We start from the raw sequence: 24,670 nt of genomic DNA, 5'->3' as shown, positions 1-24,670 counted from the left end.
TTTCGTCAATTAAACAGCATCGGTGTGTCAATGACAGGCAATACCGATCAAGCCTAGCATACGGCTCTTCCATCCTGGTCCGGAGCCGCCGATGTCCGATTTGTCCCCCGCGCCGCACGCGGGCGCGTCCGCCGCCGCGCTCGCGCGCAACCGCCTGCCGGCTGCCGCGACGCTCGCGGTCGCGTCGGCGACGTGCTCGCTGATCGTGCTCGACACGAACGTCGTTGCCGTGTCGCTGCCCAGCATCGCGCGCGGTTTTCATGCGAGCTTCGCCGACATCGAATGGGTCGTGAGCGCATACATGACCGCGTTCGCCGCATGCCTGCTGCCGGCCGGCGGCCTTGCGGACCGTTTCGGGCGCAAGCGGATGCTCGGCGCGGGGCTCGCGCTGTTCGCGCTCGCGTCGCTCGGCTGCGGTATCGCACCGTCGGCCGGCTGGCTGATCGCCGCGCGCGCGGTGAAGGGCGCAGGCGCCGCGCTGTTGCTGACGGCCGCGCTCGCGGTGATCGCGAACCGTTTCCCGGACGGGCGCGAACGGGCCCGCGCGTGGGCGATCTGGGGAATGTGCATGGGGATCGCGACGGCCGTCGCGCCGCTCGTCGGCGGCGCGATCACGCAGTGGATCGGCTGGCGCTGGGTGTTCCTGCTGAACCTGCCGGTGTGTGCGCTGCTGGCCGTCGGCGCGCGGGTGGCGATCGACGAGTCGCGCGATCCGCACGCGAAGCGCGTGGATGCGGCGGGCAGCCTGCTGTTCGGCGCGGCGCTCGCATGCGCGATCGCGGCGCTGATCGGCGCGCCGTCGCACGGCTGGCTGGCGGCCGCGACGCTCGGCCGGCTCGCGCTCGCCGCCGCGCTGCTGGCCGCGTTCATCGGCGCGGAGCGCTGGCAGGCGCGGCCGATGATCGAGCTCGCGCTGTTCCGCCAGCCGCGCTTCGTCGGCGCGGTGCTCGCGATGTTCGGCTATGCGGCGTGCGCGCAGGTGATGATGACCTTCCTGCCGCTATACCTGCAGAACGCGTTCGGGATGTCGGCGATCGACGCGGGGCTCGGCATGCTGCCGTTCGCGGCGGCGATGATCGCCGGGCCGTCGCTCGGCGCGATGCTGGCGGCGCGCGTGTCGTCCGGCGGCGTGCTGGCCGGCGGGCTCGCGCTGATCGGCGCGGGCAATCTCGTGACCGCGGCGCTGACGGCCAGCGGCGACTACCGGCTCGTCGCGCTCGGCATGTTCGTGACGGGCTGCGGCGCCGGCATCATGAACGGCGACACGCAGAAGGCGATCATGGCCTGCGTGCCGCCGAATCGCACCGGCATGGCGTCGGGCATCAGCACGACGACCCGCTTCTCCGCGATCGTGACGGCCGTCGGCGTGCTCGGCGCGGTGCTGGCCGCGAGCACGCACGCGCAGCTCGACCGGCTGCTGTCCGCCGCACCGGGGTTGCGCGGGTTCGTCGATGCGCCATTCATGTCGAGCCTGCTGGCCGGTGACCTCGCGCAGGCGCTGGAGCGCGTGCCGCCGTCGGCCGCGCGCACGCTCGCACAGGCGGCGCCCGCGGCGTTCGCGAGCGGGTTCGCGGCCGCGCTGATGGTGAGCGGCGGGCTCGCGCTCGTGGCCGCCGTCGTTGCATACAAGTTGCTTACACAACCGATGCGCGACGCGTGATCTGTCCGGCAATGGCCGCGTTGCCCATTGCACGCGACGACGCCGAGCCGTTAAGCTTGCGCGTTCCGGTTTCACGCAGCGTGTTCAAGATGTCATCGACGATCGAGATTCTGTTGCCCGTGTTCGGGCTGATCGCGGCAGGGTTCCTGTGCCGCCGACGGGGCGTACTCGGGCCGGCGGCGGCTTCCGAGCTCAACCGGTTCGTCGTGTGGCTCGCGCTACCGGCGCTGCTGTTCCAGATCATGGCGCACGCGTCGTGGCACCAACTCTATCAGCCGGCATTCGTCGCGACGTTCGCGCTGACCTGCGCGCTCGTGTTCGTCGGCGTGCTGGTGTGGCGGTTGTTCGCGGGGCGCGGGCTGGCCGATGCGAGCATCGACGCGATCGCCGCGTCGTATCCGAACACCGGCTATCTCGGCTTCCCGCTGTGCCTGCTCGCGTTCGGTACCGAGAGCCTCACGCCCACCACGATCGCGACCATTCTCGTTGCCTGCGTGCTGTTCGCCGGCGCGATCGTGCTGATCGAGATCGGGCTGCAGCGCGACCGCGCGCCGCTCAAGCTGATGTGGAAGGTGGTCGGCGCGCTGCTGCGCAATCCGCTGATCGTCGTGCCGCTGGCGGGCGTCTGCGTGTCGGCCGCACGGGTGCCGCTCGGTGCGCCGGTCGAGACCTTCCTCAAGCTGCTCGGCGCGGCGGCGAGCCCGTGTGCGCTCGTCAGCCTCGGGCTGTTTCTCGCGGAAAAGCGCGACCCGACCGGCGCCGCGCCGCGCGGCAGCATCGCGCTGACGGCGGTCAAGCTGTTCGTGCAGCCGGCGCTGGCGTGGTGGCTCGGCGTGCGCGTGTTCGCGATGCCGCCGGTGCTCGCGCAGATCGCGGTCGTGCTCGCCGCGCTGCCGACCGGCACGGGACCGTACATGCTGGCCGAATTCTACGGCCGCGAAGCGCATGTGACGTCGCGCACGATCCTGTTGTCGACGCTCGGGTCGATCGTATCGCTGTCGGTGCTGCTCATGATCGCGCGGCACGCGTGACGTCGTGCGGCCGGTGCGGCGCGCGCCGCGGGCACGCTCAGTGCGACTTCGTCGCGATCCGGTGAATGCGTGCCGCACGCGCGACGCGCGGCCGCTGTGCCGCATCGCAATGCGTCGCCTGCCGGCGGCGCGTGCGCCGCGCGGGGTCCGTAGCGGTGGAGGCAGAGGTAGAGCCGGAGGTGGGCGCGGCTGACGCATCCGCGCGCGCATCGTCCACGTTCGCGGCGACCGCTGCAACGGCCGGTTGCGTGGCTTCGGCTTCGAGCCAGCTGCGCGTCGCTTCGGCGATCAACCCGCGCAACCAGCGCACGCCGTCGACGCACGACCCCGATTCGTTCCACGTCATCCGGTAGACGATGTCCGGCGGTTCGGCCGGCAGCGCGACCGCGCCGAGCGGCAGCAGCTTCGCGTAATGGCGCGCGAGCCGGTACGTGGTGGTCAGGATCAGGTCGGAGCGCACGAGCGCATGCGCGGCGAGTTCGAAGTGCGGCAGCGTGACGACGATCCGCCGCTGCAGGCCGACGCGTTCGAGCTGCCGGTCGATCGCGCCGGACGCTTCGAGCCATGACGGCGTGGGGCACAGCTGCGCGGCCCGCGCGAACGCGTCCGCCGTCATCGCACCGTGCCGCGCGAGCGGATGCGTCGCGCGCATCAGGCACACGACGCGATCGTCGAACAGGTCGTCCTGGCGGAATCGCGACAGGCGCGCCGCGCGGTTGTCGATCACGATGTCGAGTTCGCCGTCGGCGAGCGCGCGCTCGTCGTCGAAGCCGTCGCCGAGCGGATGGAACACGAGCTGCGCGTTCGGCGCGCGTTCGCGGAACAGCGCGACGAGTTTCGGCACGAACAGCACGTTCAGGTAGTCGGGGCAGCCGATCCGGTAGGTGCGCACCGACGTGCGCGCGTCGAACGTCGGCTGCTGGATGCGGATGAAGTCGATCACGCGCAGCGCGTTGCGCAGCGGCTCGATCAGGCGTGCGCCGAACTCGGTCGGCACCATCCCGTAACGGCCGCGCACCAGCAGCGGATCGCCGAGCAGCGTGCGCAGCCGCTTGAGCGCCGCGCTCGTCGCGGGCTGCGACATGTTCAGCCGCACGGCGGCGCGCGACACGGTGCGTTCGGTGAGCAGCACGAGCAGGATGCGCATCAGCCGCGCGTCCAGCACGTCGAGCGCGCCCGTGGCGTCGCACGCGTCGGAGGGAGGGCTGGTCGGTGCCGGTGCGTGCCGCATGTCGCTACGCGTTCGTGCGGCCGGTCATTTGACGAAGGTGCCGGGCCAGCCGACGATCCGCTTCGGACGCGGCGGCGCGTACGTGCGGACCTTCGATGTCTTCAGCTTCAGGCGCACCAGCGATTCGGCGAGCGCAACCGCGGCCGATACGCCGTCGACGACGGGTACGCCCGTGCATTCCTCGATCTGCCGGTCGAGGCCGGCCATCCCGCCGCAGCCGAGGCAGATCACTTCCGCGTGATCGTCCTTCACCGCGCGCTGTGCCTCGCCGACGATCGATTCGATCGCACGCGCCGGATTTTCCTCGAGCTCGAGCACCGCGAGACCGCTCGCGCGCACCGACGCGCAGCGCGCATCGAGCCCGGCAAGCTTCAGGCGATCCTCGATCAGCGGCACCGTGCGATCGAGCGTCGTGACGACGGAGTAGCGGTGGCCGAGCAGCATCGCGACGCTCGCGGCCGCTTCGGTGATGTCGACGACGGGCACCGTCAGCAGTTCCTGCAGCCCTTCGCGGCCGTGTTCGCCGTAGCCGGCCTGGATCACCGCGTCATACGGTTCGTCGTAGCTCAACACGCGCTCCATCACGGCGATCGCCGCGAGGTAGCTCTCGAAGTTGCCTTCGACCGACTCCGCGCCGAAGCGCGGCGTCAGCCCGACGATCTCCGTGCCGGGGGAGGCCGCAGCCTGCGCTTGCGCGGCGATGGCGTCGGTGATCGATTCGGTCGTGTTGACGTTGACTACCAGGATTCTCATCGGTGTACTCCGTGTGCGTGCATCAGTGTTGGGCGCAGGGGACCGCGATGTGTTCGCCCGAGCGCTCCTCGTATTGCCGTTTGCGATCGGCCGTCAGCCAGTACACGCTGCCCGCGATGGCGGCGCCGAGCAGCCACGAGAACGGCGTCAGCGCGCTGAAGGCCGGCACGACGGCGAGCGTGATCGAGATCAGCGCGGACGGCACGAGCGCCGCGAGCGCCTTGCGGTTCACGCCGCCCTTGTAGAAATACGCGCCGGTCGGCGCTTCGGTGTAGAGGTCCGGCACGTTCACGCGCTGCTTGCGCACGAGCCAGTAGTCGACCGTGATGATCCCGTACAGCGGGCCGAGCAGCGCGCCCAGGCCGGACAGGAAGTAGACGATCACGACCGGGCTGTTGTACAGGTTCCACGGCAGGATCAGCACCGCGATCGTCGCGCTGATCAGGCCCGCGCGGCGGAACGACAGGCGGTGCGGCGCGAGGCTCGTCAGCACGAAGGCCGGCGCGACGAAGTTCGCCATGATGTTCACCGCGACCGTCACGATCAGGAACGCGAGGCAGCCGAGCACGAGGAACAGCTTGTTCGGCACCGTCGCGATGATTTCCGTCGGGCTGTGGATGATGTGGCCGTTCAGCTTGAACTGCGCGCCCGCGAGCACGAAGCTGATCGTCGCGAACACCAGGATGTTGACCGGCAGGCCCCAGAAGTTGCCGACCTTCACCGTCTTCGCGCTCGGCGACGAGCGCGCGAAATCGCAGAAATTGAGCACCAGCGTGCCGTAGATCGCGAGCCACAGCGAGCCGCCCGCGAACACCTCGGTCCACATCTTCAGGCCGGTCATCGGCTTGCCGATCGACATCGCGAGATGGCCGCCCGTGCGGCTGAACATCCACGCGGCGAGCGACAGCGTCGTGACGAGGATGACCGGGCCGGCGAGCCCTTCGTACTTGCGGACCATTTCCATCCCGTACGTGAGGATGCCGATCTGCACGAGCCAGATCGCGACGAACGTGATCCAGCCGAGCGATGACAGCCCGAAGATCGCGTTCTGGTCGAATGCGGCGAGGCCCGGCCAGATCGCGGTGAGCAGCACGCGCAGCACGACCGACGCGAGATAGGTCTGGATGCCGAACCAGGCGATCGCGATCACCGCGCGGATCATCGCGGGCAGCATCGCGCCGTAGATGCCGAAGCTCATCCGGCTGATCACCGGGAACGGCACGCCGGTCTTCTGGCCCATGTAGCCGGTGAGATTCATGAAACAGTAAACGAGCACCGCGCCGATCGCGAGCGAGGCGAGCATCTGCCAGCCCGACAGGCCGAGCGCGAACAGGCCGATGGCGAACGAGTAGTTCGCGATGTTGTGCACGTCGTTGGTCCACAGCGCAAAGATGCTGTAGCGGCCCCAGGTGCGGCCTTCGGCCTGGGTCGGCGCGAGGTCGGGGTTGTGCAGCCGCGGGCTTAGCGCCGGGTCGCGCGTGGCCGTATCGGTTCGATGCAATGCGTCGTCCGCGCCGAGCACGATGCCCGCGCCGTGAGTAGCTTCCAGTTGCACGCCTTGTCTCCTTCCATGTACGGGGCGCGAACCGGCAGCGTGTGCACGCAGCGCGGGCCTGGCCACCGTGGACGTTATGTCTCGGATTTGTTCGCGAGTATGGGCGGCGGCCGCGGCGATGGGAAATTAAATATTCGGCTAGGCGTCAGTGGAAAAATGAATGGGGCGCGACCACCGGCGAGCGGGTCCGGAGGCACGCGAATTGCGTGTCAACGGGCTCCATCCACATCGACATCAGCGGAGGTGTCATGCAGCGATATTCCATTCGTCACGTATCGCGAGCCGTCTTCGCCGGCATCCTGATCGCCGGCCTGGCGGCGGGGGCGGGCTGTCAGAAGAAGAGCGACAACGACACCGGCGCCGGTGCAAGCTCCGACACGAGCGCCACGGGCGGCATGTCGGCTGCGCCGTCCACCGCGCCGTCGGGCACGCCGAGCAGCGACGCGGCCGGCAGCGACAGCGGCGCGAGCATGCCGGGTGCGGCTTCCGCACCGGCGGGCGCGAGCGGCGGCTGACCCGCGAGCGCAGGCGGCGCGCCGTGTGCGCTGCGGCCGCCTGCCTGTCGTCATGATGTCGTGCCGGCGCGGCACGTGCGTCCCGTGGCGCACGTGCGCGCCGGGCCGTGCGTGAAAGATTTGCAAGGACCGTTGTAGCGATTCCCGGACCGGCGCCGTGCAGCACGCCGGCGCGCGCCGTCCGGAACAGGAGGTGCGATGCAGAACGCGGAATCGAATCCAACCCCGAAACAGCAGCGGGAACAGATCGAGCGAAGCCCCGTGAAGACGCCGGCGGCCGGCGACATGCCGGATGCCGCGACGCAGGCCGCCGAGGCCCGCCGGCGGCCGCAGTCGCCCGAGTCGATCGCCGCGAAGCATCCGACCGGCCTGCCGCCGATCGACGTCGATGCGCATGCGGTCGACAGCGGCGATCCGGTGCGCCGCGCCGCGGGCCGGATCGTGACGCTCGACAACGCAAACATGGCGATGACGGACAACACGGTCGACGTCGACGGCAAGGGCATGGAAGCGCGCACCGGCGCGACCGAATGGCACGACAACGTGATCTATTCGAACGCGTCGACCGACGATGCGGTCGACACGCCGGACGAAGGGCTCGGCGGTATCGAGAGCCGGCCGTCCGGCAACCTGCCGCAGATCGCGACGCGGCCCGGCTGGCGCGTGAATCATGTCGGCGACGTCGATATCGAGCATGGCGACGGGACGCGCGCCGAGCATGTGATCCGCCTCGAGCGCGGCGACTGACGGGCCGATGACGTGACGGTGCGACGCCCCGCCGGCCGGCAGGGCGTCGAGCGCGCGGCGCCGCTTATTGCGGGCCGAGTTCCTGCGCGGAGGTGTCGGCGTCGTTGCCTTGCGCGACGAGCACGTGGACGTCGTTCGGCGTCACGTCGCCGATGCCGCCGGACGGAATCGTCAGGAGCAACCAGTCGGCGTTGTTGTTGATGGCCACTGGTGCGGTCGTCAGGATCGGCGATTTGCTGCCGGCGGTGGTGACGATCACCTGGTAGTTGCCGCCGTTCAGGTAAACGGAGTCCTGACCGGATGCCGGCGACGCGTTCTGATAGGCGGCGCCGGACAGCGTCGGGCTTTGCGTCGTGATGTCGGTGCCCGGCGGCACGACGTACACGTCGACGTTCTGCGCGTTCGGCGATGCGTTGAAGGCGCGTACGCGCGCCTTGCTGGACAGCAGGCCCTTGTCGTACGGATCGTCGATCACCGAGATCGGCGACGAGGTGCTCGGCAGCGCGATCGTGGTGTAGTGGTGGCCGTTCGCTGCACTGAACGATTGCGATGCGATTGTCGTGGTCGTTCCCGATACGTCGTAGCTGGCGTTCTGCGTGCCCGAATCGACGTCGTGATAACGCGTGACGCCCTTGTATGCGACGCCGGATGCGTCGACCTTCGCATTCAGGTAGTAGTCGAGGTTCGGGCCGGCCGGCACCGCATTGATGAAGCGGGCCTGCGGCTTCGAGATCCCGAGCTCGGTGCCGACGTCGTTGCCGTCGCCGCCGCATGCCGTGAGCACGGAAATGACCGAGCACAGCGCCGCGATCGTTCGTATGGATTTCATGTCGTCCTCTCGTTCAGGGGAGCCTGCTTGCGATGCTGGGTCGCCGCGCGAAGGATCGCGCGGTGCGCAGCGCCGTTGAAGGATGAATGCTGTCCGCCGGATGACGGGCGCGAGGATGCCGCAAGCGATGTGCCTGCATGGCGTGAAGCGCGCGGGCGGCCGTGTGGCGGCGTGTGCGGGCGGTGGGACGCTGCAGGCCGCGCGCGATCGTGCGTGGCGGGCAATGCGTTTGTAAAAAAGTAGTGCGGTGGTGTGTCCGCGCGCGACGTTCGCGGCAAAGGCGTTTCAAACGCCGATCGGTGTGCGTTGCGCAAACCGGCGCGGTGGCGGCGAGAGGTGGAAGGCGACGATGCGCGTTCGGCAGTCGTTGCGTGCGCATCGACATGACGCGCACCTGTGGCGAACGGCAGGACCGCGAGACGACGTGGCGTCGCCGCGCGTCGAAACCATCAGCGATTCACGAGCTTTGCCGGATACGCGAGCGCGAGTGCGCAACCGACCAGCATGCAGGCGGCGAAGCCGTACAGCCCCGCGCTTTGCGAATGGAACGTGTCGCGCAGCCAGCCGATGAAATAGGTGCTGCCGAATCCGCCGAGGTTCGCGATCGAGCACGCGAACGCGATCCCGCCGGCGGCGGCCGAGCCCTTCAGGAACGTGGACGGCAGCGCCCAGACCACCGGCATCGCGGCGGCGACGCCCGCGTTGATCAGCGAGAACAGCAGCACGGTCGTGAGCGTGCCGTGCGTCGACGTGGCCGCAAGCGCGAGCGCGACGGCCGACACCAGGAACGGCACGACGATATGCCAGCGGCGTTCGCGCGCGCGGTCGGAGCTGGCGCCGCAGTACAGCGTCGCGAGCACGGCCGCGGCGTTCGGGATCACCATCAGCCAGCCGATGTGATACGCGTCCTTCACGCCGGTATCGCGCAGGATCGTCGGCAGCCAGAAGCTCACCGCATACAGCCCCAGCAGCACGCACAGATCAATGAGGCCGAGCGCCCAGACCTTCGGATCGGAGAACGCGCGGCCGAGCGCGTGGCTCTTGTTGCCGGCCGGATCGGCATCGAGGTTCTCGCGCAGGGCACGCTTCTCGTCGTCGTCGAGCCAGCGCGCGGTCTCGATGCTGTTGGGCAGCCAGCGCAGCACGGCGAAGCCGAGCAGGATCGACGGCAACGCCTCGAGCAGGAACAGCCACTGCCAGCCGCCGAGCCCGTGCGTGCCGTCGAACGCGCGCATGATCCAGCCGGAGATCGGGCTGCCGATCATGCTCGACAGCGGCAGGCCGACCATGAACAGCGCGACGATCCGCGCGCGGCGCGCGTCGGGATACCACTGCGTCAGGTACAGCAGCACGCCGGGCAGGAAGCCCGCTTCGGCCGCACCGAGCAGGAAGCGGACGATGTAGAACTGCATCGGCGTGTGCACGAACATCGTCGCGCCCGACAGCAGGCCCCACGTGATCATGATCCGCGCGATCCACAGCTTCGCGCCGACCCGTTGCAGCACCAGGTTGCTCGGGACTTCGAACAGGATGTAGCCGCCGAAGAACAGGCCGGCGCCGAGCCCGTACACGGTATCGCTGAACTTCAGCGCATCGAGCATCTGCAGCTTCGCGAGGCCGATGTTGATGCGGTCGAGGTAGGCCGCGAAGTAGCACAGGCAGAAGAGGGTGATCAGGCGTAGCGTGACTTTGCGGTAGAGCGTGCCGTGCTGCGCGTCGTCGGCGGAGACGGCGGCGCTCGGGTGTGCGGTAGACATGGGACTGCCCCTGTTCAAGTGTGACGGATGAGTGAGTGGCCGATCGACGCGAGCGAGCATCTCGCCGCGCGCTGGAGTCTGTATAGCACGCCAATTACATAGCGTACACACTAGAAAATACGGAATCGCACAGGCATGAAAATGGATGCGCCATGATCGACTGACAAGTGAAGGAAGTCGCGTATTTTTCGCGGATTGCGGCGAATCTGCGTGCACATTCAAGTGATTGGATAAAACATCGTGGCATGCGAAAAATTAGTGCGTATACGCTCAAAAGTGCAGCGTGTGCGCGCAAGTGCTCCGACAGCCCGAAGACGTGCGATCCAGCGTGCGACGGGTGGGCGTGTTCCGGGCATGAAAGGTAACGGTCAGCGAATCTTCGGGCTCGGTGCGGGAGCGGTGTGACGAACCCTGATGCACCGCAACGAAGCGGCGCACGCACCGTCGATTGCGACGATTTGAGGGTGTACACTCCTTACCTTTCCTATTCGTGCCGCGCGGGCCTTCACTTTCATGGCGTCTTCCAGGGATTCCTACGACTTTCACGACCAGGTCGGCCACTTGCTGCGCCGCGCATATCAGCGCCACGTTTCGATCTTTCAGGAGGCGATCCCCGATTCGGACCTGACGGCCGCCCAGTTCGTCGCACTCTGTGCGGTCAAGGAAAAGCAGGCGTGTTCGCTGAACGACATCGTCAAGGCGACCGCGATCGACCAGGCGACGATCCGCGGCGTGGTCGACCGCTTGAAGACACGCGCGCTGATCGAAGTGCTGCCCGATCCGAACGACGGCCGCAAGCTGATCGTGCGCGCGACCGCGGCGGGCCACGCGCTGATCGACCGCACGGTACCGTTCGCGCGGCAGGTGACGGAGCGCACGTACGGCCCGCTCAATCCGGGCGAACGCGTCGCGCTGCAATACCTGCTGCGCAAGATGATGGAGGCCGACGGCGACGCGTGATGCGCGGCGCCGTCCGGCGATCGACGCAACCCGGCGCTATACGGCGCCGGCGACGGCAGGCGTATCGGCGCCCAGAAGCCGGCCGGCTTCGCGTAACGCGGCCCGCACGGTTTCGGGCGTGAACGGCGGCGCGTAGAAGCGCACGCCGGTCGCATCGAACAGCGCATTCGCGACGGCGGCCGGCCCCGGCACCGATGCCGATTCGCCCGCGCCGAGCGGCGGCTCGCCTTGTCTGGGCATCAGCACGACATCGACGTCCGGCACTTCGTCGAACGTCAGGATCGGATAGCTCGCCCATTCGCGCGACGCGACCTTGCCGTCTGCAAACCGTACGCGCTCCTTCAGCGTGCGGCTCAATACCTGGATCACGTTGCCGTGGATCTGATGGCGCACGCCGTCCGGGTTGATCATCGTGCCGGTGTCCTGGCCGACCGTCACGCGCTCGATCCGGATCTCGCCCGACACGCGATCGACGCTCAGGTCGACGATCCATGCGGACCACGCGGCGCCGAAGCCGGGGAAGCGGCTGTGCACGTAGCGTGCGTATGCGATTCCGCGACCGCGCACGACGCGCGCGGCATCACGTTCATCGCGTTCCTTGTCGCGAGCCGCGCGCGGCGTCCAGCCCGCGCGATCGGCCACGGCCCGCAGCAATTCGATCGCACGCGTGTCCTGCAGATGGCGAATCCGGAACGCGAGCGGGTCGATGCCGGCCAGCGCCGCGCATTCGTCGACGAACGCGTCGTGCGCGAACGAGTTCGGCAGCGCCGATACGCCGCGCAGCCACGACGCGCGCACGAGCGGCGCGAGATCCTCGCAGACGAAGCGGCGATTCGGGCTTGCATAAGGCGACACGGCGGTCCGGTCGCCCATCTCGAACACGCGCGGCTCGGGTGCGATCGCACCGGTCAGCAGCGTCGCGAGCAGCGGTGCGTCGTTCGACGGATAGCGGGTCGTGAAGTCGTAGCCGAGCAGGTGGCCGTCGCGCGTCACGGTGCCCGTCACCTGCATCAGTTGGCCGGCACCCTTTGGTTCCCACAGATGTTCGTCCGCACGCGACAGTTGCACGCGCACCGGCCGGCCGACCGCACGCGACAGCAGCAGCGCGTCGCCGCATACGTCGTCCGCGCCGTTGCGGCCATAGCAGCCGGCCGCTTCCATCCGCACGATGTCGAAATCCGCTTCGTCGCGCGTCACGAGCGTTGCGAGGTCGTAGCGCAGCGACACCGGGTTCTGCGTGCCGGACTATACGGTGATCCGGCCGTCGCCCGGCGCGCGGTAGTCGGCGAGCGCGCACGACGGGCCGATCGAGCCGTGCATCTGGAACGGCCATGCGTAGGTGCGCGACAGCGTGATCGAGTCGGGTTGCGTGCGCGCCGCATCGACGTTGCCTTCGTCCAGCAAGACGCGACGTTGCGCGGGCGCGGCGGCGATCGTGGCGGCCGGCGCGTCGAGCGACGGCAGCGCGGGGTGCGGTCGCCACGTGACGCGCAACTGACGCGCCGCGCGAATCGCGTGTTCCTCGCGTTCGGCAACGACGCCGACGAAGTCGCCGATCGCGACGACGGCCACCAGCCCCGGAACGTCGGCGACCGACGCGCGATCGACGTCGACGAGCGACGTGCCGACGAACGCGCCGCTGTCGTGGCCCGCATACGGCGGCCGTACCACGCGGCCGTGCAGCATGCCCGGCACGCGCATGTCGTGCACGAACGTGAGCTGGCCGGTGGCCTTCGCGGGCACGTCCACGCGCGGCGACGATTTGCCGACGATCCGGTAGTGCGCGGGATCCTTCGTCCGCGCATTCAGGTCGAGCGTCAGCGCGATGCGGCGCGTGGCGACGAGCGCGGCGAATGTCGCGGTGCGTCCGTCGGCGGGAACCGAGATCGTCCCGCCTTCGGTGACGAGTTGCGCGGCGTCGATGCCGAAGCGCTCGGCGGCCAGCGCCAGCAGCGCATGTCGCGCCTGCGCGGCCGCACAGCGCAGCGGCGTCGCGGAAATCTGGATCGTCGCGCTTGCGATGGTCGGGCCCTGGTTCGGCGTCGCGGCCGTGTCGCCGAGCACCATCGTCACGCGCGCGGCCGGCACGTCGAGTTCCTCGGCGACGATCTGCGCGAGCGACGTGCGGATGCCGGTGCCGAGGTCGACGTGGCCGTTGAATGCGAGGATGCGTCCGTCGTCGAGGATCGCGACGAACACTTCGGGCAGCGCCGGTACGTACGACGACAGGCTGCCCGGCTGGCCGGGCGCCGGCTTCACGGGCGGCGCGGGCGGGCGGATCACGGTCAGGCAGCCGTCGCGCGCAAGCAGTTCGGAGCGATTCACGGATGAAGAGTCCTGTCGGGGAGGGCGCGGCCGGCGGCCGGTCGCGGCGGATCGGGTGCGCGTGCGCCGCCGGCTGCGCACGCGTTCAATCTAGGTCGCCAAAACCGCAGCGTCAATCGCGCGCGGGCGAACCGGTACGGTTGGCGCCCGCGCTGCGCGACGGTTGAAGGCGACGGGTCAACGCGCGTGCACGGCATTGATCGCCGCGATCGCATCGTCGAGCGGCATCACGGCCGCGTATTTCTGCTGCATGTCGAACAGGTTCGCGTCGTGCGGCGCGATCGCGCGATCGCCGACGCAATCGGCGAGCACCAGCGGACGGAACCCGTGCGACATTGCGTCGACCACGCTCGCGCGCACGCAGCCGCTCGTCACCGCACCCGCGACGAGCAGCGTCTGCACCGCGCGCTGCGCGAGCCACGGCGCGAGTTGCGTGCCGAAGAACGCCGACGGCACGGTCTTGCGCACGACGAGTTCGCCGGCGGCAGGCGTGAGCTCGGGCACGATCGCGCTGTTCGGATGATGCTCGGTCAGCGTCGCCATGCCGGGCACCTTCAGCGAGAACACGTTGTCGTCGCTGCCGTCGTCCGCGTACACGATGCGGCTGTGCGCGACGGGCCAGCCGCGTTCGCGCGCGAGTGCGAGGGCTTTCGTCGTGCGCGCGATCGCCGGCGCGATGTTGCCGCCGCCGAACGTCGCGGGATCGGCGAAGCCGACCACGAAGTCGACGATCAGCAGTCCGATGTTGCCGTGAGGCGGCAGCGGCGTGCCGAAACCCTGCTGGCGATAGACGCCCGCTTCGGCGTGATGGGAAAGATCGGTCATGGTGTCGGGTACTCGTCGGTCAGGCAGGTTGATCGATCACGCGGCCTTCGCGCACGACGGTGTCGCCGTCGAGCTCGACCGTGCAGCGGCGCAGCGGGATGTCGATGTGACAGGTGGTGGTGCGGTTGCCGCCGCCTTCGTTGTTCGGCCCGAGCGAGAACAGGAAGTTGCCTTCGAAGGCGCGTGCATCCATTCCGATCGTCGCTTCGCGGTCGTACAGGCCGAGCGTCGACCAGCGCGCGCGCGGCTGCAGCCCCCAGCCGATGTGCGAGATCGCATAGCCTTCCGGGTCGGCGAAGGTTTCCATGTAGTCGCGCAGCAGGTCGGCGTCGACGCCGCCTTCGATGCGCGTCGCGTAGCCGCCTTCGACGGTCAGCGTGATCGGCTCGCTCACGTAGTGCTTCTGCGGCAGCAGGATGTCGCCGCGATCGATCACGATCGTGCCGCGCGCGGTGCGGTCGTTCGGGTAGGTCAGCGCGAAGCCGCTCGGCCAGTGGTCCCAGCGGCCCGGCGCGTCGACGAAGCCGTATTCGGCGGTGGGCGGGAACTCGCCGAGCGGGCACACGAGCGCGGTGCCGGCCGAGGAGCTCACGCGCATTTCGCGCGCGGCGGCGATCTTTTTGGCGGCGCCGAGCACGCGCGTGCGATCGGCCAGCGTGGGCACCATCCGCACCAGCACTTCGGGCGGCTCGACCGCGAGCAGGATCTTCGTGCCGGACTTCAGGATGTCGTGCTGCTCGGGCGAGAACAGCAGCGTCATCAGGTCGAGCACGAGGTCGCTCTCGCGCAGCGCGGCGATCGCGGCGCGGTTGCCGGTCAGCGGCGTCGTGCCGAGGTAGGCGAGCGGGTCGCGGCTGAATGCTTTGTCGCCGTTCACCGGCGGCAGGTCGAGGCGATTGACGATCGCGCCCATCGATTGCGTCGCGATCAGCGCGCACGACAGCGTTTGCGGATGGGTGGCCGCGCTCGTCAGGATCGTGACGGTCTGGCCGGGTTCGAGGCGCGACAGCGTGAGCACCTGCTTCCACGCGTCGATCAGTTGGGTGTCGCTGACTGGCATCGTCGGCTCCGGTAAAGGCGTGAAGGAAAGAGTGGGCGACGCGCTCAGGCCACGAGCGGCGCGCCGAGGAAGTCGCCGAACGCGGCGTAGAAGCCCGCCGCGTTGTCCCACGGAATCATGTGGCCCGCGTCGGGCACGCGGACGTGCTGCATCGACGGCGTGGCGCGCTGCAGTTCCGCGACGTCGTCGTCGCGCACCACGTCGCCGCGCTCGGCCGTGATCAACAGCGACGGCACGGCCAGCCGTGCGGCATCCGCGTGGAAATCGTCGTTATGGAAGCTCTCGTACGTGGCGCGCACCGCGCGCTCGTCGCAGGTGTGCAGCCATTCGGCGCGCAACTGCAGCTCGGCGTCGGTCCAGGTCGGGCAGAACGCGCGCATCCCTTCGGCGTCGATGCCGGCGCGCGCGAGCGCCATCGAGTCGATGTACCACGGCAGCTTGCCCGGATAGTCGCGGCGGTTCGGGCCCGACACCGGCGGGTCGACGAGCACGACCGATTCGAGCCCGCGGATAGTGCGTCGCGCCGCGCGCGCGGCGATCCGTGCACCCATCGAATGACCGACGAGGCTCGTGCGCGGCAGGCCGAGCGCGGCGACGAGCGCCGCGATGTCGTCGGCCTGCGCGTCGAGGCCGTAGTCGAGCGTCGACGACGCTTCGGACAGCCCGCGGCCGCGCACGTCGAGCACATAGGTGTCGAACGCCGCGCCGAACACCTCGCCGACGAAGCCCCACGTGATCGCGGGGCTCGTGATGCCGGGGATCAGCACGACCGCCGGACGCGACGCGCGCGCACCGGCGGTGCCGCCGTAGCGCAGGTAGTGCTGGCGGATGCCGTTGGCGTGGACATTCGCGCCGTACAGGAAAGTTGAAGACATGAAAAAACTCCGTCGAAAGGGCGGCAACCCGTAATCAGTACGCGCCGGACAGCAGCGCGCCGGCGCCCGGCACGACCGGTTCGAGATCGAGTTCGCGCAGCATCGCGTAGGTGGTCGCGATCGCGGCCGTGATCACCGGCTTGCCCGTCATCGCCTCGACCTGCGCGACGGCCGGCAGCGACGGCATCTGCACGCAGGCGGACAGCACGATCGCATCGGCGTCCTGATACGGCAGCGTCTTCACGATGTCGGGCAGGCGCGCCGGGTCGTGGCGGCCGACGTCGAGGTTGTCGGGGATTTCCAGCGCGCGGTACGCGATCACGTCGTAGCCTTCGTTGCGGATGTAGTCGACCACGAGTTCGGTCAGCGGCAACATGTACGGCGCGACCACCACGATGCGCTTCGCGCCGATCACCTTCAGTGCGTCGACGAGCGCGCCGGCGCTGGTGATGACGGGCGCGCCGCCGCCGTTCTCCTGCGTGCGCTCGCCCAGACGCTTCTGCGACACGCGGTGATAGCCGTGGCCCATCGCCATGATCGCGACGAGGCATGCGTAGCCGAGCACGTCGACGCGCGCGTCGCTCAGCTCCAGCGCGCAGCGGTCGGATTCGGCATCCATCGCCGCGAGTTCTTCCTTGACGACCTTCTTCATCCGCATCCGGCTCGAGTGATACGTGAAGCGCTCGGGCCGGATCGTTTCGCGCAACCGCAGCATCGCGGGAATCTCGGTTTCCATCGTCGTGTTGGAACTCGGCACGATCTGGCCGATGCGGTAGGTCTTGCTCATGACGGGAGGCTCCGTGTCGGTAAGGGTGGGGCGGCCCGCAGGTGCGGGACCGCCTGATTTCGAGCAAAGTCTAGTGTGTACATTTGAAAATGGCAATGGATCAAAATGATTGTCGATCGGCGAAGAGCGTTGATGTGTACGGAATGCTATGGATTTATTAGTGTTTTCCCGTATGTCGCGATCATGCTCAACAATCTGCTTGTTCTGAATAAATTGAGTGTGTACGCTATATAAACGCTATTCAATCCGCCCGTTCTCGCACCGTGTTCGGCGACGGGCCCACGATCAGGAGATCCGCATGAGCAAACCCCGTATCGCAATCATCGGCGCCGGTCTCGGCGGCACGGCCGCCGCAGCGCTGCTGCAGCGCGGCGGCTACGACGTCGCGCTGTACGAGCAGGCGCCGGCGTTCTCGCGCCTCGGCGCGGGGATCCATCTCGGCCCGAACGTGATGAAGATCATGCGGCGCATCGGCTGCGAGGACGCGTTGGAGACGATGGGTTCGCATCCGGATTTCTGGTACAGCCGCGACTGGCAGACGGCCGACGTGCTGTCGCAGATTCCGCTCGGCGACTACGCGCGCAAGGCGTACGGCGCGAGCTACCTGACCGTGCATCGCGGCGATTTCCATGCGTTGATGACGCAGGCGGTGACGCCCGGCACGATCCGCTTCGGCAAGCGGCTTGCGTCGGTGGAGGACACCGGCAGCGACGTGCGCCTGACGTTCGCGGACGGCAGCGTCGATACGGCCGACATCGTGATCGGCGCGGACGGCGTGAATTCGCGGATCCGCGAGCACCTGCTCGGCGCGGAGCCGCCGCGCTATACGGGCTACGTCGCGCATCGCGCGGTGTTCCCCGCGTCGCTGCTCGGCAACAAGCCCTACGACATGTGCGTGAAGTGGTGGTCGGAGGATCGCCACATGATGGTCTACTACGTGACCGAGAAGCGCGACGAGTATTACTACGTGACCGGCGTGCCGCAGGCCGAGTGGCCGGAAGGCGTGTCGATGGTCGACAGCAGCCGCGATGAAATGCGTGAAGCGTTCGCGGGTTTTCATGCGGACATCCAGCACCTGATCGACGTGTCGCCGTCGATCACGAAGTGGCCGCTGCTCGAGCGCGACCCGCTGCCGCTGTGGAGCCGCGGCCGTCTCGTGCTGCTCGGCGACGCGTGCCATCCGATGAAGCCGCACATGGCGCAGGGCGCCGCGATGGCGATCGAGGATGCCGCGATGCTCGCGCGCTGTCTCGACGAGGTCGGCATCGGCGATTACGCGGGTGCGTTCGCGTTGTACGAGGCGAATCGCGCGGCGCGTGCGTCGAAGGTGCAGCTCGTGTCGCACAACAACACGTGGCTGCGCACCAACGAGGATCCGGCGTGGGTGTTCGGCTACGACGTGTTCGGCGTGCCGCTGGAGTCGCCGTCGCGCAGCAGCGTCGCGGCCGTCGCCTGACGCACGCGAGCCCGGCGCCGTGCAGCGCGCGGCCGTATCGCGGATCGGTGCGGCGGTACGCGCGCATTTCGGCGTGTTATACGTGAGCAGTGTGCGCGACGCCGAACGTCGCGAGCCGGCGGCCCGTGCCCGCCGCCGGCCCGGCCCCGGCGCGCACGCTGCCTTCCGGATCCATTCATGTCCCATCCCGCTTCTTCGTCGCGGCCGCTCGCATTTCGCGTGAACGGCGCGTCGCACACTTTCGACGATGCCGCGCCCGATGCGCCGCTGCTGCTGGTCCTGCGCAACGACTGCGCGCTCAACGGCCCGAAATACGGCTGCGGGTTCGGACAGTGCGGTGCGTGCACGGTGCTCGTCGACGGGCAGCCGACGCGTTCGTGCGTCGTGCCGGCCGCCGCGGCCAACGGACGCGACGTGACGACGCTCGAAGGGCTCGGCTCGCGCGCTGCGCCGCATCCGGTCCAGCGCGCGTTCATCGACGAGCAGGCCGCGCAATGCGGCTATTGCCTGAACGGGATGATCATGAGCACGACGGCGCTGCTCGAGCGCAATCCGTCGCCGGACGATGCGGCGATCCGCGCCGCGCTGCGCTTCAATCTGTGCCGCTGCGGCACGCATCTGGAGATCATCCGCGCGGTGCATCGGGCCGCGCGTTATCTGCGGGGCGACGGCGATGAAGCATGACCTCGGCTTGACCGCGCGGGCCGAACCCGACACAACCGGGGACGCGCAGCGCGGTGAAGTCGTCGCCGATTCCGTGCAGTGCGGGGACGATGCGGCGCGCACGCATCGCGCGCGCTACGAATGGCCGATCGGCGATGCGCACGCGCAGGCATCGTTCAACGTCGAAACCCGGACCGCGCCCGATGGACGGATGACGACGTGGCGGTATCGCGCGCAAGCCGGCGCGACGCCGGAGGTGCCGCCCACGGCGACGGACAGCGGGGCATCCGTGCCGTCGTCGCCGTTCGTCTACCGGCACGCGCAAACGTCGATCGAAATGAGCGACGCCGAGCGCGCGATTCCCGGCCACGCACACGCATTCGCACGCGAATCCTTCGTCGACGAGCTGGCCGGTACGCTGGGCCGCGATCCGGTCGCGCTGCGTCTGCAGCATCTCGATGCGTCGCGCGATGCCGGGCCGCGCGAGATTATCCGGATGGTCAGCGAACGCGCCGCGTGGGGCGAACCGGCCGCAGCCGATGCGCAGGCGCAGCCGGATACGCGTGTCAGTGGCCGCGGCTTCGCATTCGACGGCGCCGGCACGCTCGCGGCGCCGCGCGACGACGATCAACCTCAAGCCGATGCCGCGTCCGACAGCGACCCGCACTGGTCCGCCTGGGTCGTCGATCTCGACGTCGATCGCGCGACGGGCGACGTCGCGGTGCGGCGGGTGGTGGCGGGGCAGGGCGCGGGCGAACCGGGGCAGCCGGCGATGGCCGGCCTGCCCGCGTGGCAGATCGAGGCGGCGATTTCGCGCGTGATGGGCGCGCGGTTGTCCGCGCGTCCTGCTCATGACGAGACCGGCAACGGCATGCCGCCGGATGCGATCGCGCATGAGCTCGTCGCGTTCGAGCCGGCGGCCGCCGGTGCCGATCGCGCGCAGCCGTTGTCGACCCGCGACGCGCAACGGATCGAGCAGGCGGCCGCGCCGGCCGCCGCCGCGATCGCGAACGCGCTGTACGACGCGACGGGCGTGCGGTTTCGCGCGCCGCCGTTCGACGCCGCGCGCATTCGTGCGGCACTGGCACGGCCGGTGCCGGCCGATCTCGCCGAAGGGCAGCCGGGCGCACCGCGCCGGCCGTCGCGCTGGCGCCGCTGGCTGGCCGGCGGCGGTGCGGGCGGCATGGTCGGCGGGCTGATCGGGCTCGCCTGCGCGATCCTGCCGGGCCCCGCACCGATCGCTCCGCTCGCGCCTGGCGGCGCGGACAGCGCGATGTGGAGTGCGGCGACGCTCGAGCGCGGCCGCCTGATCGCGCTGGCCGGCGATTGCGCGGTATGTCACACCGCGCCCGGCGGCGCGACCAATGCGGGCGGGTTCGCGCTCGACACGCCGTTCGGCACGATCTACACGACCAACATCACGCCCGATCCGGAAACCGGCATCGGCGCATGGTCGTATCCGGCGTTCGCGCGCGCGATGCGCGACGGCATCGGCCGCGACGGCACGCATCTGTACCCGGCGTTCCCGTACACCGCGTTCGCGAAGATGAGCGAGCCCGACCTGCTCGCGCTCTATGCGTACCTGATGTCGCAGCCGGCGGTGAAGCATGCGCCGCCGAAGACGAAGCTGCCGTTCCCGCTCGACCAGCGGCGTCTCGTTGCCGGATGGAACTGGCTGTTTCACGACGCTCGCGACGCGCAGCCGTTCGCGCCGGATCCGGCGCGCTCCGCGATGTGGAATCGCGGCAAGTACCTGGTCGACGGGGCCGGCCATTGCGGCGCATGCCACACGCCGCGCAATGCGCTCGGCGCGGAGAAGGGCGGGCGCGCGTATCTCGCGGGCGGCGAGGCGGAAGGCTGGATCGCGCCGCCGCTCGTCGCGTCGCCGGCCGCGCCGGTGCCGTGGACCGAAGGTGCGCTGTTCGACTATCTGCGCACGGGCTTCTCCGCCCAGCACGGCGTCGCGGCGGGGCCGATGGCGCCCGTCGTCGCGGGGCTTGCGGCGCTGCCCGAATCCGACGTGCGGGCGATCTCGCACTATCTGGCGTCGCTGTCGCCGTCCGTCGATGCCGCCACGGCCGCGGATGCGGCGATTCGCCACGCGCACGGCACGGAAGCCGTCGCGACGCTCGGCCTCGAAAGCGGCCGCCGCGCGTTCGAGACCGCGTGCGCGGTCTGTCACGCGGAATCGGGCGGCGTCGGGCATCTCGGCGTGCGTCCGTTGATGGGGCTCAACACGAGCGTCAGCCAGGCCGCGCCCGACAACCTGCTGCGCGTGCTGCACAACGGGATCGACCAGCCGGCTACCGCCCAGCTCGGCTACATGCCGGGCTTTCGCGACGCGTTCGACGACCGGCAGATGGCCGAACTTGCCGGGTACATTCGCGCGCGCTACGCGCCGGGGCAACCGGCGTGGCGCAATCTGGAGGAAGCCTCGGCGAGGATCCGGCACGAGGGCGCGCGCTGACGCGGGCTCGGGCCTCGACGGCCATGATGGCCACGATGGCCCGACCTCGCGCGGCAACCGGGAAATGCGACGCACCGGGCCGCGTGGCACGCCGCGCAGGCCGTAAATCTTGCCGAAGCGGGTTCATCGTTTAACCATTCGAAACAATGTGTTCACCGAAAAGGGCATGATCTCCGGCGATCGGACAGGCATACTGTCGGCTATGTTGCTCAATGCCGTCGAATCGACGTGCGCTTGCCCCCCATGTCTATCCCTGTCCCTTTTCGATCCCTGCGATGGTTGACCATCGCGGCTGCTGCATGCTTGCTCGCCGCGTGTTCGACCGCTTCCGACGTGACCGCGACGTCGAACCCGAACGTTTTCACCGTGACGACGCGCACGCTTGGCGTGTCGACGACGTGGGCCGACGCCCATGAAAAAGCGGTCAACGAGGCCACCAACTACTGCTCGCAGCGCGGGTTGCGCGCGAGCCTGAAGCAGGAGTCGGTGACCGGCGGCCGCCGTGTCGACGCGCGCTCCGAGCTGGCGTTCGAGTGCCATCCGACCTTCGAGACCGCGTCGAACCCGCGCGGGTAAGCGTCGATCGCGCGTTCGCGTTCCTCCGAATGTGATTCGACCCGCGATGCCGCTGATGGGCATCGCGGGTCGGCGCACGTCCGTCCGCTGCGTTACGCGGGCTGTGCTTCGTACAGCTTCACGCACGCGGAGAAGTCCAGCGTGCCGAGCCCTTGCTGACTCATCGACTGATAGAGCTGCTGCGCGAGCGCGCCCAGCCACACCGGCTGCCGTGCGTTGCGTGCGGCCTCTGTCGCGAGCCCGAGATCCTTCAGCATCAGGTTCGCCGCGAAGCCGCCGGTATAGCCGCGCGCGGCAGGCGCCGCGTCGTTCACGCCCGGGTACGGGTTGTACGTGTCCGAGCTCCAGCAGCGTCCGGTCGACGTGTTGATGATCCCGGCCAGCACCGAAGGCTCGATGCCGAGCGCCGCGCCGAGCGCCATCGCTTCCGACACGCCCATCATCGAGATCCCGAGCAGCAGGTTGTTGCAGATCTTCGCGATCTGCCCGGTGCCGGTGCCGCCGCAATGCACGACGTTCTTGCCCATGTCGAGCAGCACCGGACGGATGCGCTCGAACAGCGCGTCGGGCGCGCCGACCATGAAGGTCAGCGTGCCGGCCTGCGCACCGCCGGTGCCGCCCGACACCGGTGCATCGGCGAGCGGGAAGTCGCGTTGCGCGGCCGCTTCGGTCACCGCGCGCACGGTGCCCGGATCGATCGTGCTGCAGTCGACGAACGTCGCGCCGGCGCGCGCGCCGGCCAGCACGCCGTCGTCGCCCAGGTAGACGGCGCGCACGTGCTGCGCGGCCGGCAGCATCGTGATGACCAGCGCGCCGCGTGCGGCCGCGTCGCGCGGCGAGGCGGCCGCCGTCGCGCCCGCGCGCACCGCGGCGTCGACCGCGTTCGCGTCGAGGTCGAACACCGTCAGCGCGTGGCCGGCCTTGAGCAGGTTGGCGGCCATCGGGCCGCCCATGTTGCCGAGTCCGATGAATGCGATTTCCATGTGCGGGCCCTCGCTCAGCGCAGCGCGATCGTCGTGTTCACGCCGCCGGCCGTCGTGTCGTCGTCGAACCAGCGTGCGGTGACCGTCTTCGTCTGCGTGTAGAACTGCACGACCTGCTTGCCGTACGGGCCGAGATCGCCGAGCTTCGAGCCGCGCGAGCCGGTGAAGCTGAAATAGGGGACCGGCACCGGGATCGGAATGTTGATGCCGACCTGGCCGATGTCGATCTCGCTCTGGAACTTGCGCGCGGCCGCGCCGCTTTGCGTGAACAGCCCCACGCCGTTACCCATCGGGTTTGCGTTGACGAGTGCGATCGCTTCGTCGAGCGTGTCCGCTTCGAGCACTACCACCACCGGCCCGAAGATTTCTTCCTGGTAGATCGACATGTCGGTCGTCACGCCCGAGAAGATCGTCGGGCCGACGAAGTTGCCCTGCTCGTAGCCGGGCACCTTCACGTCGCGGCCGTCGAGCAGCAGCGTCGCGCCTTCCTTCACGCCCGCGTCGATCAGCGACAGGATGCGTGCCTTCGCGGCCTTCGACACGACCGGACCGACGTCCGTGCCGGCTTCGGCGCCGGCGTTGACCTTCAGCGCCTTCGCCTTCTCGACGAGGTCGGGCAGCCAGTCGCGTGCCTGGCCGACGAGCACGACGACCGACGTCGCCATGCAGCGCTGGCCGGCCGCGCCGAAGCCGGCGCCGACCAGTGCGTTGATCGACTGCTCGCGATGCGCATCCGGCAGCACGACGGCGTGGTTCTTCGCGCCCATCATCGACTGCACGCGCTTGCCGTGCTGGCTGCCGAGGTTGTACACGTGCGTGCCGACGCGCGTCGAGCCGACGAACGAGATCGCCTTGATGTCCGGATGCGTGCACAGACGGTCGACCACGGTCTTGCCGCCATGCACCACGTTCAGCACGCCCTGCGGCACGCCGGCCTCGATCGCGAGTTCGACGAGCTGCATCGTCGACAGCGGATCCTGCTCCGACGGCTTCAGCACGAACGTGTTGCCGCACACGATCGCCATCGGGAACATCCACAGCGGGATCATCCCGGGGAAGTTGAACGGCGTGATGCCCGCGCACACGCCGATCGGCTGGCGCAGCGTGTAGGTGTCGACGCCGCCCGCGACGTTCTCCGCGAATTCGCCTTGCTGCAGCGTGCCGATCGAGCACGCATGCTCGACCACTTCGAGGCCGCGGAAGATGTCGCCCTGCGCGTCGGGCAGCGTCTTGCCTTGCTCGGCCGTCAGCGTTTTCGCGATCCGTTCGAGGTTGCGGCGCACCAGGTCCTGGAACTTCAGCATGATGCGCAGGCGCGCGCCGATCGGCGTCGTCTTCCAGGTCTGGAACGCGCGCTGCGCGGAGGCGATCGCGGCATCGACCTCGTCGAGCGTCGCGTACGGCACGCGGCCGATCACTTCCTGCGTCGCGGGGTTCACGATGTCGCCCCATTCGGCGCTTTGCGATTCGACGAACGCGCCGTCGATCAGCAGCTTGGCGGTGGGCAGGGCGAGGGTGGTCTGGGGAACTGCGGCGTTCATGGATGTCTCCGGGAAACGGTGGTGCGAAGAAAAAGGGTGGTCTGCGTCCGTCGCGCGTGCGGCCACGGCGGACG

Annotated in this window: 20 protein-coding genes and 1 pseudogene; 9 read left to right on the top strand and 12 right to left on the bottom strand. The window is 69.1% G+C overall.

Annotated features, from left to right (window positions below; all coding sequences use genetic code 11):
• The first annotated feature begins 91 nt into the window (after positions 1 to 91).
• Together BX604_RS20685 and BX604_RS20680 are read left to right on the top strand one after the other, a co-directional pair.
• The gene (locus tag BX604_RS20685; RefSeq protein ID WP_098552440.1) at positions 92 to 1,660 is read left to right on the top strand and encodes an MFS transporter; all 1,569 of its coding nucleotides are present in this window, start codon (positions 92 to 94) and stop codon (positions 1,658 to 1,660) included.
• Between the two features lie 89 nt (positions 1,661 to 1,749).
• Positions 1,750 to 2,691 (top strand): AEC family transporter, encoded by a 942-nt coding sequence (locus tag BX604_RS20680; RefSeq protein WP_098552990.1) that lies wholly within the window; start codon positions 1,750 to 1,752, stop codon positions 2,689 to 2,691.
• Positions 2,692 to 2,728: 37 nt separating this feature from the next.
• Here the strand turns inward: BX604_RS20680 and BX604_RS20675 are convergent, their stop codons facing one another.
• Genes BX604_RS20675 through BX604_RS20665 form a run of 3 tightly spaced genes read right to left on the bottom strand, consistent with a single transcriptional unit; the run spans position 2,729 to position 6,230 of the window.
• Positions 2,729 to 3,922, bottom strand: a complete 1,194-nt coding sequence (locus BX604_RS20675) for a LysR family transcriptional regulator (RefSeq protein ID WP_098552439.1) — start codon at positions 3,920 to 3,922, stop codon at positions 2,729 to 2,731.
• Between the two features lie 24 nt (positions 3,923 to 3,946).
• Entirely contained in the window at positions 3,947 to 4,675 is a 729-nt protein-coding gene (locus tag BX604_RS20670; protein ID WP_098552438.1) for an aspartate/glutamate racemase family protein, read from the bottom strand.
• A gap of 22 nt (positions 4,676 to 4,697) precedes the next feature.
• Entirely contained in the window at positions 4,698 to 6,230 is a 1,533-nt protein-coding gene (locus tag BX604_RS20665; RefSeq protein ID WP_098552437.1) for an NCS1 family nucleobase:cation symporter-1, read from the bottom strand.
• Positions 6,231 to 6,478: 248 nt separating this feature from the next.
• Between BX604_RS20665 and BX604_RS39035 the strand changes: the two genes are divergently transcribed.
• The gene (locus tag BX604_RS39035; RefSeq protein WP_175802634.1) at positions 6,479 to 6,745 is read left to right on the top strand and encodes a hypothetical protein; all 267 of its coding nucleotides are present in this window, start codon (positions 6,479 to 6,481) and stop codon (positions 6,743 to 6,745) included.
• A gap of 198 nt (positions 6,746 to 6,943) precedes the next feature.
• Positions 6,944 to 7,492 (top strand): DUF3005 domain-containing protein, encoded by a 549-nt coding sequence (locus BX604_RS20650; protein WP_098552436.1) that lies wholly within the window; start codon positions 6,944 to 6,946, stop codon positions 7,490 to 7,492.
• A gap of 64 nt (positions 7,493 to 7,556) precedes the next feature.
• Here BX604_RS20650 and BX604_RS20645 read toward each other — a convergent pair whose 3' ends face one another.
• Complete coding sequence (locus tag BX604_RS20645) at positions 7,557 to 8,321, bottom strand: DUF4397 domain-containing protein (RefSeq protein WP_098552435.1); 765 nt, start codon at positions 8,319 to 8,321, stop codon at positions 7,557 to 7,559.
• A 449-nt stretch (positions 8,322 to 8,770) separates the two neighbouring features.
• Positions 8,771 to 10,078, bottom strand: coding sequence for an MFS transporter (locus BX604_RS20640; RefSeq protein WP_098552434.1), 1,308 nt, complete (start codon positions 10,076 to 10,078; stop codon positions 8,771 to 8,773).
• A 513-nt stretch (positions 10,079 to 10,591) separates the two neighbouring features.
• Between BX604_RS20640 and BX604_RS20635 the strand changes: the two genes are divergently transcribed.
• A complete protein-coding gene (locus BX604_RS20635) occupies positions 10,592 to 11,038 on the top strand; it encodes a MarR family winged helix-turn-helix transcriptional regulator (protein ID WP_098552433.1) in 447 nt (148 codons plus the stop codon).
• 36 nt (positions 11,039 to 11,074) lie between these two features.
• On the opposite strand, the pseudogene BX604_RS20630 reads toward BX604_RS20635, so the two are convergent.
• From BX604_RS20630 to BX604_RS20610, 5 genes and pseudogenes are all read right to left on the bottom strand, one after another.
• Positions 11,075 to 13,363: pseudogene (locus tag BX604_RS20630) on the bottom strand (molybdopterin cofactor-binding domain-containing protein).
• A 177-nt stretch (positions 13,364 to 13,540) separates the two neighbouring features.
• Positions 13,541 to 14,188: an isochorismatase family protein gene (locus BX604_RS20625; protein WP_098552432.1), complete on the bottom strand. Its 648-nt coding sequence runs from the start codon at positions 14,186 to 14,188 to the stop codon at positions 13,541 to 13,543.
• 19 nt (positions 14,189 to 14,207) lie between these two features.
• Positions 14,208 to 15,248, bottom strand: a complete 1,041-nt coding sequence (locus BX604_RS20620) for a 2,5-dihydroxypyridine 5,6-dioxygenase (RefSeq protein ID WP_098552431.1) — start codon at positions 15,246 to 15,248, stop codon at positions 14,208 to 14,210.
• A 44-nt stretch (positions 15,249 to 15,292) separates the two neighbouring features.
• A complete protein-coding gene (locus BX604_RS20615) occupies positions 15,293 to 16,123 on the bottom strand; it encodes an alpha/beta fold hydrolase (protein ID WP_098552430.1) in 831 nt (276 codons plus the stop codon).
• A 34-nt stretch (positions 16,124 to 16,157) separates the two neighbouring features.
• Positions 16,158 to 16,910 carry a maleate cis-trans isomerase family protein gene (locus tag BX604_RS20610; RefSeq protein WP_098552429.1) on the bottom strand — a complete coding sequence of 251 codons (753 nt, stop codon included), beginning with the start codon at positions 16,908 to 16,910 and terminating at the stop codon, positions 16,158 to 16,160.
• A 298-nt stretch (positions 16,911 to 17,208) separates the two neighbouring features.
• On the opposite strand from BX604_RS20610, the gene BX604_RS20605 reads away from it, so the two are divergent.
• From BX604_RS20605 to BX604_RS20590, 4 genes are all read left to right on the top strand, one after another.
• Positions 17,209 to 18,366, top strand: coding sequence for an FAD-dependent monooxygenase (locus BX604_RS20605; protein ID WP_098552428.1), 1,158 nt, complete (start codon positions 17,209 to 17,211; stop codon positions 18,364 to 18,366).
• Positions 18,367 to 18,543: 177 nt separating this feature from the next.
• The gene (locus tag BX604_RS20600; protein ID WP_098552427.1) at positions 18,544 to 19,050 is read left to right on the top strand and encodes a (2Fe-2S)-binding protein; all 507 of its coding nucleotides are present in this window, start codon (positions 18,544 to 18,546) and stop codon (positions 19,048 to 19,050) included.
• Positions 19,040 to 21,496, top strand: a complete 2,457-nt coding sequence (locus BX604_RS20595; protein ID WP_098552426.1) for a cytochrome c — start codon at positions 19,040 to 19,042, stop codon at positions 21,494 to 21,496. Before BX604_RS20600 ends, BX604_RS20595 begins: the two co-directional genes overlap by 11 nt.
• A 243-nt stretch (positions 21,497 to 21,739) precedes the next feature.
• On the top strand, positions 21,740 to 22,072 hold the full coding sequence (locus BX604_RS20590; RefSeq protein WP_098552425.1) for a hypothetical protein: 333 nt from the start codon (positions 21,740 to 21,742) through the stop codon (positions 22,070 to 22,072).
• A 92-nt stretch (positions 22,073 to 22,164) separates the two neighbouring features.
• Here BX604_RS20590 and mmsB read toward each other — a convergent pair whose 3' ends face one another.
• Entirely contained in the window at positions 22,165 to 23,055 is an 891-nt protein-coding gene (gene mmsB, locus BX604_RS20585) for a 3-hydroxyisobutyrate dehydrogenase (RefSeq protein WP_098552424.1), read from the bottom strand.
• A gap of 14 nt (positions 23,056 to 23,069) precedes the next feature.
• Positions 23,070 to 24,596 (bottom strand): CoA-acylating methylmalonate-semialdehyde dehydrogenase, encoded by a 1,527-nt coding sequence (locus BX604_RS20580; protein WP_098552423.1) that lies wholly within the window; start codon positions 24,594 to 24,596, stop codon positions 23,070 to 23,072.
• Positions 24,597 to 24,670 lie beyond the last annotated feature (74 nt).

The organism is Burkholderia sp. JKS000303, assembly GCF_002563755.1.
Lineage (GTDB): Bacteria > Pseudomonadota > Gammaproteobacteria > Burkholderiales > Burkholderiaceae > Burkholderia > Burkholderia anthina_B.
Note: the sequence above shows the minus strand (reverse complement) of the source record. Positions and strands in the feature narration are given on the sequence as shown.